The 15,569-nt window shown below is 68.4% G+C and carries 18 protein-coding genes; 5 read left to right on the forward strand and 13 right to left on the reverse strand.

Translation table 11 applies throughout. The features are described from left to right. Positions 1 to 15: 15 nt before the first annotated feature. Positions 16 to 1,239: a M50 family metallopeptidase gene (locus AWC25_RS07755; RefSeq protein ID WP_069398669.1), complete on the reverse strand. Its 1,224-nt coding sequence runs from the start codon at positions 1,237 to 1,239 to the stop codon at positions 16 to 18. A gap of 40 nt (positions 1,240 to 1,279) precedes the next feature. Then, positions 1,280 to 2,473 carry a 1-deoxy-D-xylulose-5-phosphate reductoisomerase gene (gene dxr, locus AWC25_RS07760; RefSeq protein WP_069398668.1) on the reverse strand — a complete coding sequence of 398 codons (1,194 nt, stop codon included), beginning with the start codon at positions 2,471 to 2,473 and terminating at the stop codon, positions 1,280 to 1,282. Between the two features lie 113 nt (positions 2,474 to 2,586). Here dxr and AWC25_RS07765 point away from each other — a divergent pair, with 113 nt between their 5' ends. Beyond that, entirely contained in the window at positions 2,587 to 2,841 is a 255-nt protein-coding gene (locus AWC25_RS07765) for a DUF2631 domain-containing protein (protein ID WP_069398721.1), read from the forward strand. Here the strand turns inward: AWC25_RS07765 and AWC25_RS07770 are convergent, their stop codons facing one another. The 6 genes from AWC25_RS07770 to pyrH all read right to left on the reverse strand — a co-directional run bounded on the left by AWC25_RS07770 (position 2,842) and on the right by pyrH (position 7,799). Continuing rightward, positions 2,842 to 3,708: a cytochrome c biogenesis CcdA family protein gene (locus tag AWC25_RS07770; RefSeq protein WP_085166577.1), complete on the reverse strand. Its 867-nt coding sequence runs from the start codon at positions 3,706 to 3,708 to the stop codon at positions 2,842 to 2,844. 3 nt (positions 3,709 to 3,711) lie between these two features. Next, positions 3,712 to 4,212, reverse strand: a complete 501-nt coding sequence (gene dsbE, locus AWC25_RS07775; protein WP_069398666.1) for a disulfide bond-forming protein DsbE — start codon at positions 4,210 to 4,212, stop codon at positions 3,712 to 3,714. 82 nt (positions 4,213 to 4,294) lie between these two features. Then, positions 4,295 to 5,404, reverse strand: coding sequence for a dual-specificity RNA methyltransferase RlmN (rlmN, locus tag AWC25_RS07780; protein WP_069398665.1), 1,110 nt, complete (start codon positions 5,402 to 5,404; stop codon positions 4,295 to 4,297). Positions 5,405 to 5,441: 37 nt separating this feature from the next. After that, positions 5,442 to 6,368, reverse strand: a complete 927-nt coding sequence (locus AWC25_RS07785; protein WP_069398664.1) for a phosphatidate cytidylyltransferase — start codon at positions 6,366 to 6,368, stop codon at positions 5,442 to 5,444. 22 nt (positions 6,369 to 6,390) lie between these two features. Continuing rightward, the gene (gene frr / locus AWC25_RS07790; RefSeq protein WP_069398663.1) at positions 6,391 to 6,948 is read right to left on the reverse strand and encodes a ribosome recycling factor; all 558 of its coding nucleotides are present in this window, start codon (positions 6,946 to 6,948) and stop codon (positions 6,391 to 6,393) included. Between the two features lie 77 nt (positions 6,949 to 7,025). Continuing rightward, on the reverse strand, positions 7,026 to 7,799 hold the full coding sequence (gene pyrH, locus AWC25_RS07795) for a UMP kinase (RefSeq protein ID WP_069398662.1): 774 nt from the start codon (positions 7,797 to 7,799) through the stop codon (positions 7,026 to 7,028). A 323-nt stretch (positions 7,800 to 8,122) separates the two neighbouring features. Here pyrH and mbp1 point away from each other — a divergent pair, with 323 nt between their 5' ends. Both mbp1 and AWC25_RS07805 read left to right on the forward strand, forming a co-directional pair. Then, positions 8,123 to 8,362, forward strand: a complete 240-nt coding sequence (gene mbp1 / locus AWC25_RS07800) for a microaggregate-binding protein 1 (protein WP_069398661.1) — start codon at positions 8,123 to 8,125, stop codon at positions 8,360 to 8,362. A gap of 249 nt (positions 8,363 to 8,611) precedes the next feature. Next, entirely contained in the window at positions 8,612 to 9,337 is a 726-nt protein-coding gene (locus AWC25_RS07805) for a winged helix-turn-helix domain-containing protein (protein WP_069398660.1), read from the forward strand. 24 nt (positions 9,338 to 9,361) lie between these two features. Here AWC25_RS07805 and AWC25_RS07810 read toward each other — a convergent pair whose 3' ends face one another. After that, positions 9,362 to 10,297, reverse strand: a complete 936-nt coding sequence (locus AWC25_RS07810) for a lysophospholipid acyltransferase family protein (protein ID WP_069398659.1) — start codon at positions 10,295 to 10,297, stop codon at positions 9,362 to 9,364. A 133-nt stretch (positions 10,298 to 10,430) separates the two neighbouring features. Beyond that, positions 10,431 to 11,039 carry an MPT63 family protein gene (locus tag AWC25_RS07815; protein WP_069398658.1) on the reverse strand — a complete coding sequence of 203 codons (609 nt, stop codon included), beginning with the start codon at positions 11,037 to 11,039 and terminating at the stop codon, positions 10,431 to 10,433. A 367-nt stretch (positions 11,040 to 11,406) separates the two neighbouring features. Between AWC25_RS07815 and AWC25_RS07820 the strand changes: the two genes are divergently transcribed. Then, on the forward strand, positions 11,407 to 12,246 hold the full coding sequence (locus AWC25_RS07820) for an SDR family oxidoreductase (protein WP_069398657.1): 840 nt from the start codon (positions 11,407 to 11,409) through the stop codon (positions 12,244 to 12,246). A gap of 8 nt (positions 12,247 to 12,254) precedes the next feature. Here AWC25_RS07820 and AWC25_RS07825 read toward each other — a convergent pair whose 3' ends face one another. Then, positions 12,255 to 12,668, reverse strand: a complete 414-nt coding sequence (locus AWC25_RS07825) for a ChaB family protein (RefSeq protein ID WP_069398656.1) — start codon at positions 12,666 to 12,668, stop codon at positions 12,255 to 12,257. Positions 12,669 to 12,788: 120 nt separating this feature from the next. On the opposite strand from AWC25_RS07825, the gene AWC25_RS07830 reads away from it, so the two are divergent. Next, a complete protein-coding gene (locus AWC25_RS07830) occupies positions 12,789 to 13,208 on the forward strand; it encodes a MarR family winged helix-turn-helix transcriptional regulator (RefSeq protein ID WP_069398720.1) in 420 nt (139 codons plus the stop codon). A 50-nt stretch (positions 13,209 to 13,258) separates the two neighbouring features. Here the strand turns inward: AWC25_RS07830 and AWC25_RS07835 are convergent, their stop codons facing one another. Both AWC25_RS07835 and tsf read right to left on the reverse strand, forming a co-directional pair. Continuing rightward, the gene (locus tag AWC25_RS07835) at positions 13,259 to 14,683 is read right to left on the reverse strand and encodes an amidase (RefSeq protein ID WP_069398655.1); all 1,425 of its coding nucleotides are present in this window, start codon (positions 14,681 to 14,683) and stop codon (positions 13,259 to 13,261) included. A 48-nt stretch (positions 14,684 to 14,731) separates the two neighbouring features. Beyond that, positions 14,732 to 15,568 (reverse strand): translation elongation factor Ts, encoded by an 837-nt coding sequence (tsf, locus tag AWC25_RS07840; protein ID WP_085166578.1) that lies wholly within the window; start codon positions 15,566 to 15,568, stop codon positions 14,732 to 14,734. Between the last annotated feature and the right edge of the window lies 1 nt (position 15,569).

Consider the following 15,569-nt stretch of genomic DNA (forward strand, 5'->3'; position numbering starts at 1 on the left):
CTCTCGCTGGGTTGGTTACTGGAAGAGCCGGATGGGGTTGACCAGGTCGGCCGTCACCGTCAGCAGCATGTAGCCGACCACGAAGACCAGGACCACGTAGGTGGCCGGCATCAGCTTCAGGTAGTTCACCGGCGCGGCCGCGACCATGCCCCGGGCCGAGCGGACCAGGTTGCGGATCTTTTCGAACACCGCGACGGCGATGTGGCCGCCGTCGAACGGCAGCAACGGCAGCAGGTTGATCGCGCCCAGGATCAGGTTCAGCTGGGCCAGGAAGAACCAGAACGCCACCCACAACCCGTGGTCGACGGTGTCGCCGCCGATGATGCTGGCTCCCACCACGCTCATCGGGGTCTCCGGGTCGCGCTGACCGCCGCCGATGGCGTGCACCAGGGCACCCACCTTGGTCGGGATGGTGATCAGCGCCCTGCCCACCTCGACGGTCAGGTCACCGGTGAAGGCGAAGGTGGCGGGAACCGCGGCCAACACGCCGTATCGCGTCGGCTCCACCTTGACCGCACCGACACCCATGGCCCCGACCGTCGACGCGACCGGCTTGCCGTCCTGGCCGTTGCCGCCGGCGCTCACGAAGCGCTGGGTCGGGGTGATGTCGACGTAGGCGGTGATCGGTTTGCCGTTGCGCTCGACGACGATCGGCACGGTGCCGTGCAGCTTGCGCACCGCGGCGGCCATCTCCTCGAAGGTGTTCACCGGGGTGTTGCCGACCTTGACCACGACATCGCCGGCCCGGATACCGGCCAGCGCGGCGGGACCGGGGCCGGTGCAGTCACCGATCTTGCCCGGCGCCACTTCCGGTGCGATGCACGCGGTTTCACCGACGATCGCCTGGGTGGGCGGGTGCAGGTTGGGCAGGCCCCAAATCAGCGCGATGACGTAGATCAGGGCCACGCAGATGACGAAGTTCATCCCCGGGCCAGCGAACAGTACCGCCACCCGCTTCCAGGTGGTCTGCTTGTACATCGCCCGCTCGGTTTCGTCGGGCGTCAACTCCTCGACCGGGGTCATCCCGGCGATGTCGCAGAAGCCGCCCAGCGGCACGGCCTTGACGCCGTATTCGGTCTCCCCGCGGCGGGTGGACCACAGGGTGGGGCCGAACCCGACGAAGTAGCGCCGCACCTTCATGCCGGTGGCGCGCGCGACCCACATGTGGCCGCATTCGTGCAGGGCCACCGAGATCAGGATGGCCAGCGCGAACAGCACAATCCCGAGTGCGAACATCATCAGGCGCTAGGACCTTTCTAAGACCGTTCCCGACACCTTGTCAGGGGACTCCCGCGGGGGCTGCGGTTGCCGTCTGGATCGCGCGCTGCGCGCGCTCCCGCGCCCAGCGCTGCGCGTCCAGTACCTCATCCACGTTAGCCGGTGTTTCGGCCCATTGGTCGGCGGCGCTCAGCACGTCGGCGATTGTTTTGACAATGGTCGGAAAGCTGACACGGCCGGCCAGGAACGCCGCGGCGGCCTCCTCGTTGGCGGCGTTGTACACCGCCGTCAGGCAGCCGCCGGTCTCACCGGCATGCCGGGCGAGTTCGACGGCGGGGAAAACCTCGCTGTCCAGCGGTTCGAATTCCCAGCTAGAGGCGGTGGTGAAGTCGCAGGCGGACGCGGCGCCGCCGACCCGGCGCGGCCAGCCCAGCGCCAGCGAGATGGGCAGCTTCATGTCGGGCGGGCTGGCCTGGGCGATCGTCGAGCCGTCGATGAAGGTGACCATCGAATGAACGATCGATTGGGGGTGCACCACGACCTCGATGCGGTCATATGGGATGCCGAACAGCAAATGGGTTTCGATGAGTTCCAGACCCTTGTTGACCAGCGACGCCGAGTTCAGCGTGTTCATCGGGCCCATCGACCAGGTCGGATGGGCGCCGGCCTGGGCGGGCGTGACGGTTTCCAGGGCGGCGGCGGACCAGCCGCGGAACGGCCCGCCCGACGCGGTGAGCACCAGCTTGGCGACCTCGTCGGGTTCGCCGCCGCGCAGACACTGGGCCAGGGCGGAGTGCTCCGAATCGACCGGCACGATCTGCCCGGGCTGCGCCGCTTCGAGCACCAGCGGTCCGCCGGCGATCAGCGATTCCTTGTTGGCCAGGGCCAGCCGGGCACCGGACTGCAGTGCCGCCAGGGTCGGTCGCAGGCCCAGCGCCCCAACCAGGGCGTTGAGGACGACGTCGGCCTCGGTCTCCTCGACCAGGCGGGTCACCGCGTCGGGGCCGCAGAATGCGACGTCGCCGAGGGCGGCGGCCACCCGCTCGTCGGTGACGGCGACGTTGCGCACCCCGGTTTCGGCGCGCTGCCGCTGCAAGGTGTCCGGGTTCGACCCGCCGGCGGCCAGCCCGACCACCTCGAAGCGGTCCGGGTTTGCGGCGATGACGTCCAACGCCTGGGTGCCGATGGAGCCGGTGCTGCCCAACACGAGCACGCGGATGCGGCGTTCGGCCTGCGTGGTGGTCGGGGCGGTCACTTACTCATTGTGCCGCTCGGTTGCCGCTGCGGGCCATCACCCGAGCCGCGCCGGCCGATCCGGGCGTGTGCCAGAATCTGAGCAGAAGCCGATCCGATCCGAAAGGAATCGCCGTGGCCAGTACCGAGGTGGAGCACTACAACGGCGTCGACCCCGCCGAAGTGCCGTCCGCTGCCTGGGGATGGAGCAAGATCAACGTCCGCACCTGGCACGCGGTCGGCGTGTTCGCGATCGTGTTTTTGCTGGCCATGCTGCGCGGCAACCACGTCGGCCACGTCGAGGACAACTTCCTGATCGGGTTCGCCGTCCTGGCCCTGTTCGTCCTGATCCGCGACTGGTGGGGACGTCGCCGCGGCTGGATTCGGTAGCTAGCGCGCCCGTCGACGCCGGACGCCCACCAGCGCGGCCCCAACCAGCAGCGCCACCAGCGCCGCGATCCAGGGCCACAAGCCATGCTGGTGCACCCAGCCCGCCAATGCACCCTGCAGACGGCCCGCCGCAGCGATCACCGCGTCGCGGGGGTCGCCCGTCGCGCTCAACAGCCGCACCTCGTAGCGGCCGTAGTAGCCCACGTACAACCCGACCAGCACCAGCAGCGCGCCGCCGATCCGGTTGACGAACGGCAGCATCCGCCGCAACCGATCGGCCAGCGCCGAACTCGCGGTCGCCGCCGCGATCGCGAGCACGCCGACAACCAGGGTCAGGCCCGCGACGTAGGCGAGATAGATCGACACGCCGATGACCGCCGACCCGCTGCGCAACCCGGCGCCGGTGACTGCCAGAAACGGTCCGACCGTGCAGGACAGCGAGGCGATCGCGTAGCTGATCCCGTACCCGTACATGCCGAGCAGCCGCGACCCCCGGCCGGTCGGCGCCCAGCGCGGCCCCAGCGGGCGGGGCGTCAGGGCCGTCAGCTGCCGCCCGGACACCAGCCAAATCCCCAGGGCCACCAGCACGAGGCCGATCGCCACCGTGGCGTACGGCACATACCGCTGCACGGTCGTGGCCGCCGACACGGTCAGCACACCGAACAGCCCGAACACCGTCACAAAGGCCAGCGCCATGCCCGCGGTGGCGGCCAGCGCGCGACCCGCCCCGGCCAGCGGATGCGCGCGTTCGCCGTCCCGGCCGCGCACCACCAGCAGCAGGTAGGCGGGCAGCATCGCGAACCCGCACGGGTTCAGGGCCGCCACCAGTCCGGCGGCGAAGGCCAGCCCGACCAGACCTTGGTTCACGGCCTAGCGCAGCGCGGCGACCCGGCCGGCCAGCTCCTGCTGGGACATCGCCGCGGTCGGGGTGTTGACGAACGTCGAGCTGCCGTCCGCCTTGTAGAACACGTAGGCCGGCTGCCAGGGCACGTTGTAGCGCGCCCAGATGGCGCCGTCGGCGTCGTTGAGGTTGGTGAAGTTCAGGCCGTATTTGGACACGAACGCCTGCTCGGCCCCGGCGTCGGAGTGTCCGGCGATGCCGACGAACGTCACCCCGGGATTGGCGGCCGCCACTTGCGCCACGCCGGGTGCTTCGGCATTACAGAACGGGCAGAACGGCGCCCAGAACCACAGCACCGCCGGCTTACCCTGCAGGCTGGCACCGTTGAACGGCGCGCCGGCCAGCGTCGTCCCGGTGAATTGCAGCCGGTCGTCGGCGGCCACCGCGCGGGGCACGGCGGCCGACATCAGCACCGCCGCCACGCAAGCCACGGCAAACAGCTTCGCGAGCGACACCAGACGAACGATCATTCCCCACTCCCTTGTGCTGGACTTCTATCTCACACGACGGAGTAGCCGGGCAACGGGTTCAGCAACCTCGACGCGATGCTGGCTAGACGTTCTGGGCGGCCAGCTGTCCGCACGCGGCGTTGATCTCGCGGCCCCGGGTGTCGCGCACCGTGCACGACACCCCCTTGGCCCGCACCCGGCGGACGAACTCGCGTTCGGCGTCCTTGGGGCTGGCGTCCCAATCACTGCCCGGGGTCGGGTTGAGCGGGATCAGGTTGACGTGGGCCAGCGGGCCGAGGGCGCCATGCAACCGCTTGCCGAGCAGGTCGGCGCGCCAGGGCTGGTCGTTGACGTCGCGAATCAGCGCGTACTCGATCGACACCCGCCGTCCGGTCGCGTCGCCGTAATACCGCGCGGCGTCCAGCACCTCGGCGACCTTCCACCGGTTGTTGACCGGGACCAGCGTGTCGCGCAGTTCGTCGTCCGGCGCGTGCAGCGACAGCGCCAGCGTGACGCCCAGCCGTTCGTCGGCCAGCTTGCGGATGGCCGGGGCCAGACCGACGGTGGACACCGTCACCGAGCGGGCCGAGATGCCGAATCCGTGCGGGGGTGCGGCGGTGATGCGCCGCACCGCGGCCAGCACCCGGGCGTAGTTGGCCAGCGGCTCCCCCATGCCCATGAACACCACATTGGACAACCGGTGCTGGGCGGGACCGAACTCGTCGCGCAGGGCGACCGCAGCGGCCCGCACCTGTTCCAGAATCTCTGCGGTCGACAGGTTGCGGGTCAATCCGCCCTGGCCGGTCGCGCAGAACGGGCACGCCATGCCGCAGCCGGCCTGCGACGAGATGCAGACGGTGTTGCGCTGCGGGTAGCGCATCAGCACCGATTCGAAGGTGGTGCCCGGGTCGTTGACGGCCCGCCACAGCGTCTTTCGCGTCTGACCCGCGTCGCAGGTGATTTCCTTGACGGCGGTGAGCAGGTCAGGGAACAGGGCGTCGGCGATCGCCTCGCGAACGGCCACCGGGAGGTCGGTCATCTCGCGTGGGTCGGCGATCAGCCGGCCGTAGTACTGCGCGGCGAGCTGCTTGGCCCGAAACGCCGGCAACCCCAGCTCGGCGACGGACGCGGCGGCGGCCTGCGCGTCCAGGTCGGCGAGGTGGCGCGGCGGCCGTTTCGCCCGCGGCGCTTCGAACACCAGTTGTTGGGCCATGATCTTCCCAGTATCGGCCTCGACTTGACCGGGCGGCCTAGCCGGGCAGCAGCGTCAGCACGATCCAGGTCGCCACCGCGGCGGGCAGCACCCCGTCCAGCCGGTCCATCAGGCCGCCGTGACCGGGCAGCAGCCGCCCCATGTCCTTGATGCCGAGATCCCGTTTCACCTGGGACTCCACCAGGTCACCGAGCGTGCAGGTGAGCACCAGCACCACGCCGAGCACCGCGCCCACCCAGGGCGCCTTGCCGGCCAGAAACGTCGCGGTCAGGGTGGTCGCGGTGACACCGAAGACCAGTGAGCCGACGAATCCCTCCCACGACTTTTTCGGGCTGATCGCCGGGACCATCGGGTGCTTGCCCCACAACACGCCCACCGTGTAGCCGGCGACGTCGGAGGCGACGACGGCGATCATCAGGCAGAACACCCGGCCCGCGCCGTCGTGCTCGTAGACGAGCATGGCGCCGAACGAGGCGAACAGCGGCACCCAGGCCGCCAGGAAGATGGTCGCCGACGTATCGCGCAGGTAGTTCGAGGACGACCCGGCGGCCGTGGCGCGCCGGCCCGGATCGGCCATGAACAATCGCCAGATCATGCAGAGCACGACCATCGCGCCGAAGCCGGCCAGCGCCCCGGCCGCCCGGTAGGGCCAGGTCAGCCAGATGGTGAGTTGGCCGCCGGCCAGCAGCGGGATGATCGGGATGATGTATCCGGCCTCGCGCAGCCGGCGCACCACTTCATGGCTGGCGACGAAGATCGCGATGGCGACGATCAACACCCAGAACCGCGGCGCGAAGACGAGCGTCGCGATCAGCAGCCCGCCGATCGCCGCGCCGACCGCGATCGCCGCCGGCAGGTCGCGTCCCGCGCGGGAGGTCTTTTTGGCGGATGGGTTCGGGGTGTGCCCGGTGCCCCGCGCCGACTCGTCCGGCGGGGTGCCTGGGCCGGCGTCAGAGGTTGCCACAGACTTGGTTGCTGAGCGGCCCCTAGACCTCCAGCAGCTCGCCTTCTTTGTGCTTGACCAGCTCGTCGATCTGGTTGACGTACTGCTGGGTGGTCTTGTCCAGGTCCTTCTCGGCGCGGCCGACCTCGTCCTCACCGGCCTCCCCGTCCTTGCGAATGCGGTGCAGTTCCTCCATCGCCTTGCGACGGATGTTGCGCACCGAGACCTTGGCGTCTTCCCCTTTGCCCTTGGCCTGCTTGACCAGCTCTCGGCGGCGTTCCTCGGTCAGCTGGGGCACCGCCACCCGGATCAGGGTGCCGTCGTTGGTGGGGTTCACCCCGAGATCGGAGTTGCGGATCGCCGTCTCGATCGCATGCAGCTGGCCGGCCTCGTACGGTTTGATCACGACGAGGCGCGCCTCGGGCACGTTGATGCTGGCCAACTGGGTGATCGGGGTGTTCGTCCCGTAGTAGTCGATGACGATCCGGGAGAACATGCCCGGGTTGGCGCGGCCGGTCCGGATGGTCGACAGGTCGTCGCGTGCCACCGACACGGCCTTTTCCATTTTCTCTTCGGCGTCGAAGAGAGCCTCGTCAATCATGTGCGCCGCTCCTTCTTATGGCACGCCCCGCATCCCGTGACCGGTTTGGGTCAGCGCCGATCATTCGCGTCTGTCCGTCAAGTCGTAACCAGCGTTCCGATCTTCTCACCAGCGACCGCCCGGGCGATATTGCCGTCGGTCAGCAGGTTGAACACCAAGATCGGCATGCCATTGTCCATACAGAGGCTGAACGCGGTGGCATCGGCCACCCGCAGCCCGCGGTCGATGACTTCCCGATGGCTGATCACGGTGAGCAACTCCGCATCGGGGTCCTGCCGCGGATCCGCGGTGAACACACCGTCGACCGCCTTGGCCATCAGGACCACGTCGGCCCCGATCTCCAGGGCACGCTGCGCCGCGGTGGTGTCGGTGGAGAAATACGGCAGTCCCATGCCGGCACCGAAGATGACGACGCGGCCCTTCTCCAGGTGGCGAACGGCCCGCAGCGGGATGTACGGCTCGGCGACCTGACCCATGGTGATCGCGGTCTGGACCCGGGTGTCGATACCTTCCTTTTGCAGAAAGTCTTGCAGCGCAAGGCTGTTCATCACGGTGCCGAGCATGCCCATGTAGTCCGACCGGGTGCGTTCCATCCCCCGCTGCTGCAGTTGTGCACCGCGGAAAAAGTTGCCCCCGCCGATCACCACGGCGACCTGTACACCGTCGCGGACCACCTCGGCGATCTGGCGCGCCACCTGCGCCACGACGTCGGGATCCAGGCCGACCTGCCCGCCGCCGAACATCTCGCCACCCAACTTCAGCAAGACCCTCGAATAGGTGGACGGCCGCTGTTGGTGGCCGGTCGACGATGCCGGCACGCCGTTAGCGCTGGTGGGCTCGGGCTGCGTCATCAGACTCCTCGCATGACAGTGCCATCCCGGGCGACTCCACCCGGAACGGCAGTTCATATCCTGCCCCATCGCAGCACAATCCGGGGCCGGCGGGGTGCATTATCCGCCCGGTTGGCGGGCCCGGTACCGGACCGGCCGCGTCGCCGCCACTATCCCCGACGTGGGGATGGTCACGAGTTCGCCTCCGGGGCCCGATGTTTGAGTGTTCGATCCGTTGGGAATCAAGTCCCAGCACGGCGGTACGGCTTGGTCTTGAGAACGAGGACCAGTACCCGCCCGGACAACAAATCGACGGAACGCTCACGCCACGGAGGCATCAGATCATGGCGGACCACGAAAACTCCGGACCCGCGGAAGCCGTCAAGGGCGTCGTCGAGGACGTCAAGGGCAAGGCCAAGGAGGCCGTCGGCGCCCTGGCCGGTCGCGACGACCTCACCCGCGAGGGACAAGCTCAGCAGGACAAGGCGGAAGCCCAGCGCGACGCCGCCAAGAAAGAGGCCGAGGCCGAAGCCGCGCGCGGCAGCGCCAAGGCGGCCGAGGAGCGCCAGAAGGCCAACCAGTAGGCCAACCCGTAGCTTGACGGAAGGATGGGTCCGGCCCGTGTCGACGGGCCGGACCCGTCGACTTTTGCCCGTCAGCCAGCCGAAATCATCTCCATCTGCCGACCCGTCGGGTGCGCATTCCGCCGAATCCGGGTTACAAAGTTGGCATAGTTGTAGCCCTAATGGGGTATCCAGCGCTGCGCTAACGGCCGCCTTGGGCGCGGTGGCCGCGCGGCCGGGGGCGGCGCCGGACCCCCATGAGGTTTGGAGATGTGTTTGGACGTTCTACTGCTTTCCGACGCGGACGACTTCGCCGCCGCGCTGCCGACGCTGGAGTCGTTGACGCAGACGATTCGGCGCGTTCCGCTCTCGGAAAACCTCGACGGCCAATGCGACGGCGCCGATGTCGCGATCATCGACGCCCGCAGCGACGTGGCGGCCGCCCGCAGCGCCTCGCGCGGCCTGACGGCCAGCGCCCCGACCGTCGCGGTGGTCGCGGTGGTCGCCGCGGCCCACTTCTCGGCGGTCGACGTCGACTGGCGCCTCGACGACGTGGTGCTGCCCGCGGCCGGTGCGGCCGAACTCGAGGCGCGGTTACGTCTGGCGATCAAGCGCCGCCGCAACGCCGTGGACGGATCGCTGAAGTTCGGCGACGTCGTCCTGCACCCGTCGAGTTTCGCCGCGTCACTGCGCGGCAACGACCTCAACCTCACGGTCACCGAATTCAAATTGCTGAATTTCCTTGTGCAACATGCGGGTCGGGCATTCAGCCGGACCCGGCTGATGCACGAAGTGTGGGGGTATGACTCCAACGGGCGGGTGCGCACCGTCGATGTTCACGTGCGACGGCTCCGCGCCAAGCTCGGCCGCGAGCACGAATCCATGGTGGACACGGTGCGCGGGGTGGGGTACATGGCGGTGACGCCGCCACACCCCGAGTGGGTATTCGACAAACCGGGCAGCCTCGTGCGGCGCAATGGCGCTGCGCAGCACTGATGCGCCCCTTGGCGTTTCGTCTCCTCAAGCAAAGAGCGGCAGCGCCCGCTTGCGGGCCAGAGCATCCATTCCGCGCTGGATGCTGTCCTGCACTTCCCGGTACTTGCGGTCGACGTAATCGTCGTCGTCCGCGCGCGCGGGGTCGTGCTCGAGCTCGACGGCGGGCATGAAACGCGTCCTGATCTTGGCCGGCAGCGGCAGCTGCGGAAGCGCCGCCGGTGCGATGCCCCACGGCAACGCAACAGCTAGCGGAAAAACCTTGAGCCGCAACATCTTATCGAGCCGCAACGCCTTCGACAGGCGGTCGCCCCGGAACAGCACCGGCATGGCGTCCGCGCCGCCGACCGTCGCGATCGGCACGATGGGCACCCCGGCCCGAATCGCCATCTTCACAAAGCCTTTGCGGCCGGCGAGGTTGGCGCGGTCCCGCTCCGCCCAGGGCCGCAACGAATCCACTTCGCCGCCCGGCCACAACGCCACGTCGCGCCCCTCGGCCAATGCCGTGGCGATGGCGTCCGGAGCAGCGGGCAGCACACCCATGGCACGGAAATAACGGCCGAACAGCGGGATGGCCATCAACGCGTCGTGCGCGGTGCCGTGCAGCGTCCGCTCCGGGCCGAAACGCCGCCACCATTGCAACCCGACGGTCCACGCATCCCAGACGAACGGTGCGCCCGAGTGGATCCCGACCAACAAGGTCGGCGGGCTGGGGATGTTCTCCCACCCGTCGATCTCCATGCGAAACCAATAGTCGACCAACAGATTCCAGAAGAATTTCTGGCGCTGCAGGGTGGTCTCGTCCTGGCCGCGCAGGTCCCACTGGCCGGCGCGCTCCGCCACCCAGCCGCTGATTCCGCCCTGCTGTTCGCGACGGCGTTCGTCCATCGTGTCGCGGGCCTCTTCGGCCTGCCGCTGTGCCTGGGCTCGCACGTCCGAGCGTCTGTGATCCGCGTAACTCATGTCTTGCGGGTACCCAGGCCGGTCGCGTCCAATTCGCGTTGTTTCTACCGAAATCCTTGGGACGCAGAACTCCCCGCGCCACGGGTGTGACGCGGGGAGTTCGTGGCTGCGGGCCCGGGCCGGGCCCAACGGCTTAGGTGCCCTCGGGTGCCGGTAGCGTGCCCGGGGCCGGGGCCGGGCTCGAGTTCGGGGCCGCACCGGGGACCGCACCAGGCGCCACGCCCGGCGCCGCGCCAGGCTGGGTGCCGCCCGGGATGTTCGACGTCCAGATCAGGATGTCCTGGGTGCCCTCGTTGTAGACCACGCCGTTCGGCGGCGCGCCGGTCACGTCGAAGTACAGCGTGCCGGTGGACTCGCTGCCCTGCGGGATCGGTGCCGGGTTCAGGCTGCCGGGGGCCTGCACGTGGTCGATCACCCGGTAGTTCTGACCGTTGGGTCCGCGGGCGATGAAGTCGTTGACCATCGGGGTCACCAGGCCGCCCTCGGACCGCACGGTGACGTCCGCCTGGTACAGCGTGCCCTTGGGCGTGTAGCCCGGGATCGACGCGTTACTGGGCTGCAGATTGCTCACCGTGTAGCTGGTGACCAGCGGCCCCTGCACAAGTTGTTGGCTGGTGCCGAAGCCCTGAATGTTGGGCGCCGCGGTGGCAGTCGCCGCGGTGAAAAGACCGGCGGCAGCAATCGCGGCGGCTCCGATCGCCGATTTCATAGCATTTTTCATAGCATTGGAAGTGACCTTCATGCTAAATCCTCTCCGTACGATGATTGTTTCTCCGCGAGATTTCCCCCGGCATGGGTTATCACGGCACCTTCGCCACATAGCCATCGTCCAATGGGTTCAAACATTGGCGTTTTGAACTGGGGTAAATCCATTTCTGCGCAGATCCATTTCGCCCCATGGACCTCAAATGCCACAGCCGACAACCAAAGTCTTCGGGGAATCTATTTGCTCCCAATCGGCGCTTGGCGTAAATACCCACCCGCCCGAGCGCCCTGATTAGCCCTCGACGGTGCGGGTAGCGCTAACAACGACCCAACGGCGACCTAACGGCGACCTAACGGCGACCTGACAGCGGCCCAGGCGGCCGGGCGCCCCGGAAAGGACGAGAATGAGCTTCGCACCGCAACAACAGGATCCACCCGGCGTGCAGGCACGGATGCAGCCCGTTCCCGATTGCGGCGAGGCCAGCTATCGCGGTTCAGGCAGATTGCGCGGCAAGCGGGCCGTCATCACCGGCGGCGACAGCGGCATCGGACGCGCGGTCGCAATCGCCTTCGCCCGCGAGGGCGCCGACGTCCTGATCTCCTACCTCAACGAGCACGACGACGCGAAGGACGTCGCCCGCTATGTCGAAGAGGCGGGACGCAGGTGCGTGTTGGTGCCCGGCGACCTCTCCGAGCCCGCGCACTGCCGGACGGTCATCGACCAGGCGGTTGCCCAGTTCGGTGGGATCGACATCCTGGTGAACAACGCCGCCTACCAGATGATGCGCCAGCACTTGGAAGACATCAGCGACGAGGAATGGGACTACACGTTCCGGCTGAACGTCGGCGCGTACTTCTACCTCGTCAAGGCCGCCCTGCCACACCTGAGCCCCGGCGCATCGATCATCGGCAGTTCGTCGGTGAATTCGGATTCCCCCAACCCCACCCTGGCGCCGTACGCCGCCACCAAGGCCGCGATCGCCAACCTGTCCGCAAGCCTGGCACAGTTGCTCGGCGACAAGGGGATTCGCGTCAACAGCGTAGCGCCCGGCCCCATCTGGACGCCGCTGATCCCGTCGACGATGCCACCGGAGAGCGTGCAGTCCTTCGGCGACAACACCCCGCTCGGGCGCGCGGGGCAACCGGCCGAGTTGGCGCCGGTCTATGTGCTGCTCGCCTCGGACGAGGCGAGCTACGTCTCCGGTGCCCGGGTGGCGGTCACCGGGGGCCGTCCGATCCTGTAGTGCCGCCGTCAGCGCCCGCGGACCCGGCGGTTCTCCCTTTGGATGGCGTCGACCAACTCCGCTTTGCTCATCGTCGACCTGCCGCGCACGTCGAGCCGGCGCGCGACGTCCAGCAGATGCTTCTTACTGGCATTTGCGTCGACGCCCTCGGCCGACGGCGCGGTGTTGTGCAGGCCGCCACGTTCGGCGCGGTTGTCCGAGGGCCCCTTCCGGGCCTTTTGTTCCCAGTGGTCGCCCACCTTTTCGAAGCTGTGTTTGACGGCGGCATAGGCCACCCGATGCGCCCGCTGCTCACTGCCATACTCCTGCGCCGCCGAGTCGTGGGCCTTGGCAAACGTACGCTGCGCCTTGGGACTCGAACGCCGCAGCGTGCTGGGTAGTTCGTCTTTCTTGGCGGCGCCGCTTTTGGTCGTCTTCGGCATCACACCTCCTCGTTGCTGTCGACTTGCGACGTCGACTACCCGGCGTCGACGCATTCAATCTCCGACGACGCGCTGGCATTGGCGTCCGGCAGCCGCGCCCGATATGTCAAGATCGCTGACATGGGTCACACCGACGATGCGCCGCTTGGCTATCTGTTGTACCGGGTGGGCGCCGCGCTGCGGCCCGAGGTTTCCGCAGCGTTGGGCGGGCTCGGCCTGACCCTGCCCGAATTCGTTTGTCTGCGCTTGCTTTCGATGTCGCCGGGCCTGTCGAGCGCCGAGCTATCGCGCAGCACCAACGTAACACCGCAGGCGATGAACACCGTACTGCGCCGACTGGAAGAGGTGGGCGCCGTCGAACGGCCGACGTCGGTGTCGTCGGGGCGTGCGCTGCCCGCCACCCTGACCAGCCCGGGACGCACGTTGTTGAAACGAGCGGAAACCGCTGTGCGGGAAGCAGATTCGCGGATCCTGAACAAGCTGACCGCGGCGCAGCAGCGCGAGTTCAAGCGGATGCTGGAAAAGCTGGGCAGTGACTGACTAACGGTGATCGCGAGGGCGGCGAAGCCGGGCGAGGCGGGTCGCCGCCGTCAAGTTAACCCGACCGCTTGGATCTTGGCCCACGGCCTGGCTTCTTCGAGTTCGTAGGCCAATTCCAGCAGCAGCGCTTCTTGGCCCAGGTCGGCGGCGAGCATCATGCCGACGGGCATGCCGTCGCCGGATTGAGCCAGCGGCAACGAGATGGCGGGATCGCCGGTGACGTTCTGCAGCGGCGTGAAGGCGACCCAATCGATCAGCCGATCCATGACATGCTCGTAGTCGGTGGGGGCCAGGTGACCGACGGGCACCGTCTGGTCGGCGAGCGTCGGGGTGAGCAGCGCGTCGTAGCTGCGGTAGAACTCGGCGCTGCGCTTGCGCATCCGGCGCAGCCGCACGATCACGCCCGGCAGCCGGTGCAGGTTGCGGCCGGTGTGGCGTTCCAGGCCCAGCGTCAGGGCGTCCAGACGGGTGCGGTCGAAGGTGTTGCCGAACAGCCGCCGCCCGGCCCGCACCTGCATCAGCGCCAGAAATCCCCAGTACAAGACGAAGTCGTCGACGAAGCTGTCCGGCACCGGGTGTTGTTCGAGGTGCTCGACGCGGTGTCCCAGCTCTTCGAGCACACCGGCGGTCTTGAGGGTCAGCTCGCGCAATTCCGGGGCGCACTCACGGCGCAGCGAACTCGTCGCGACGGCGATGCGCAGCCGTTGTCGGCCCGGCCCGGTGACGTCGCCGATCGGCGCGAGTTTGGGGTTGCGCCACAGCCGTTCGGCCTCCCGGTAGAAGGCCGCGGTGTCGCGCACGGAGCGGGTCAGCACGCCGTTGGCGACGATGCCCACCGGCATGCGGCGCAGCTCCGCGTCCAACGGCAACCTGCCGCGCGACGGCTTGAGGCCGACGATGCCGTTGCAGGAGGCCGGAATTCGTATCGAGCCGCCGCCGTCGTTGGCGTGCGCGATCGGCACCACCCCGGCCGCGACGAACGCACCCGACCCGGACGACGACGCGCCGGCGGTGTAGTCGGTGTCCCACGGATTGCGCACCGGCCCCAGCCGGGGATGCTCGGCGGCGGCGCTGAACCCGAACTCCGACATCTGGGTCTTGCCCAGCGAGATCGGGCCGGTGGCCAGAAACAGCCGGGTGAACTCCCCGTCGCTGACCGCGTTGCGCGGCGCCCAAGCGTCGGCGCCCCGCATGGTCGGCTGGCCGGCGACGTCGACGTTGTCCTTGACGAACGTCGGGACGCCCTCGAAGAACCGGGCCGGCCCGCTCGGCGGCGCGCCCGCCGCGGCCGTGCGGGCCTGCTCGAATGCCTTGTACGCCAAGCCATTCAGCATGGGGTTGACGGCCTCGGCCCGCGCGATCGCGGCCTCGACGACTTCGGATCTGCTGACCCAACCCGCTCGGAGCGCCTCGCTGAGGCCGATTGCATCGAGTTCGCCGAGGGCATCGTCGCCGAAAGCGTGCACGCGTCGCATGACGTCGACGCTAGCCGGTCACCGCACGCGCGCAGCAAACGCCCCGGGCTAGGCCTGGCCGACCTCGAAGCGGACGAACCGGGTCACCGTGACACCGGCCTCGTCGAGCAGGGCCTTGACCGTCTTCTTGTTGTCGGACACCGACGGCTGCTCGAGCAGCACGGCGTCCTTGAAGAAGCCGCCCAGCCGGCCCTCGACGATCTTGGGCAACGCCTGCTCCGGCTTGCCCTCCGCCTTCGCGGTCTCCTCGGCGATGCGCCGCTCGCTGGCCACGACGTCCTCGGGCACGTCGTCGCGCGAGAGGTAGCGCGCCTTGAGCGCCGCGATTTGCAAGGCCACCGCGTGCGCCGCGTCGGCCGCGGATTGCCGGGCGCCGGTGTATTCGACGAGCACACCCACCGCGGGCGGCAGGTCGGCAGACCGCTTGTGCAGGTAGGTCTCGACGGTGCCGTCGAAGTAGGCGACGCGGCGCAGCTCGAGCTTCTCGCCGATCTTGGCCGACAGGGCGGCAACGGCTTCCTCGACGGTGCCGTTGCGCGACCCCCTGGAAACCTCAGCGGACTTGAGCGCATCGACGTCATTGGCTTTTGAAGCCGCCGCGGCGACGACGATCTCGTCGGCAAGCTGCTGGAATTCGGCGTTTTTGGCGACGAAGTCGGTCTCACAGTTGAGCTCGATCAGCGCGCCGTCCTTGGCCGCGACCAAACCCTCGGCGGTCGCACGCTCGGCACGCTTGCCGACGTCCTTGGCGCCCTTGATCCGCAGGGCCTCGACTGCCTTGTCGAAGTCGCCGTCGCTTTCGGCCAGTGCGTTCCTGCAATCGAGCATGCCGGCACCGGTGAGCTCGCGCAGACGCTTGACGTCGGCAGCGGTGAAGTTCGCCATT

The sequence above is a fragment of the Mycobacterium sherrisii genome (assembly GCF_002102355.1).
Taxonomy (GTDB): Bacteria; Actinomycetota; Actinomycetes; order Mycobacteriales; family Mycobacteriaceae; genus Mycobacterium; species Mycobacterium sherrisii.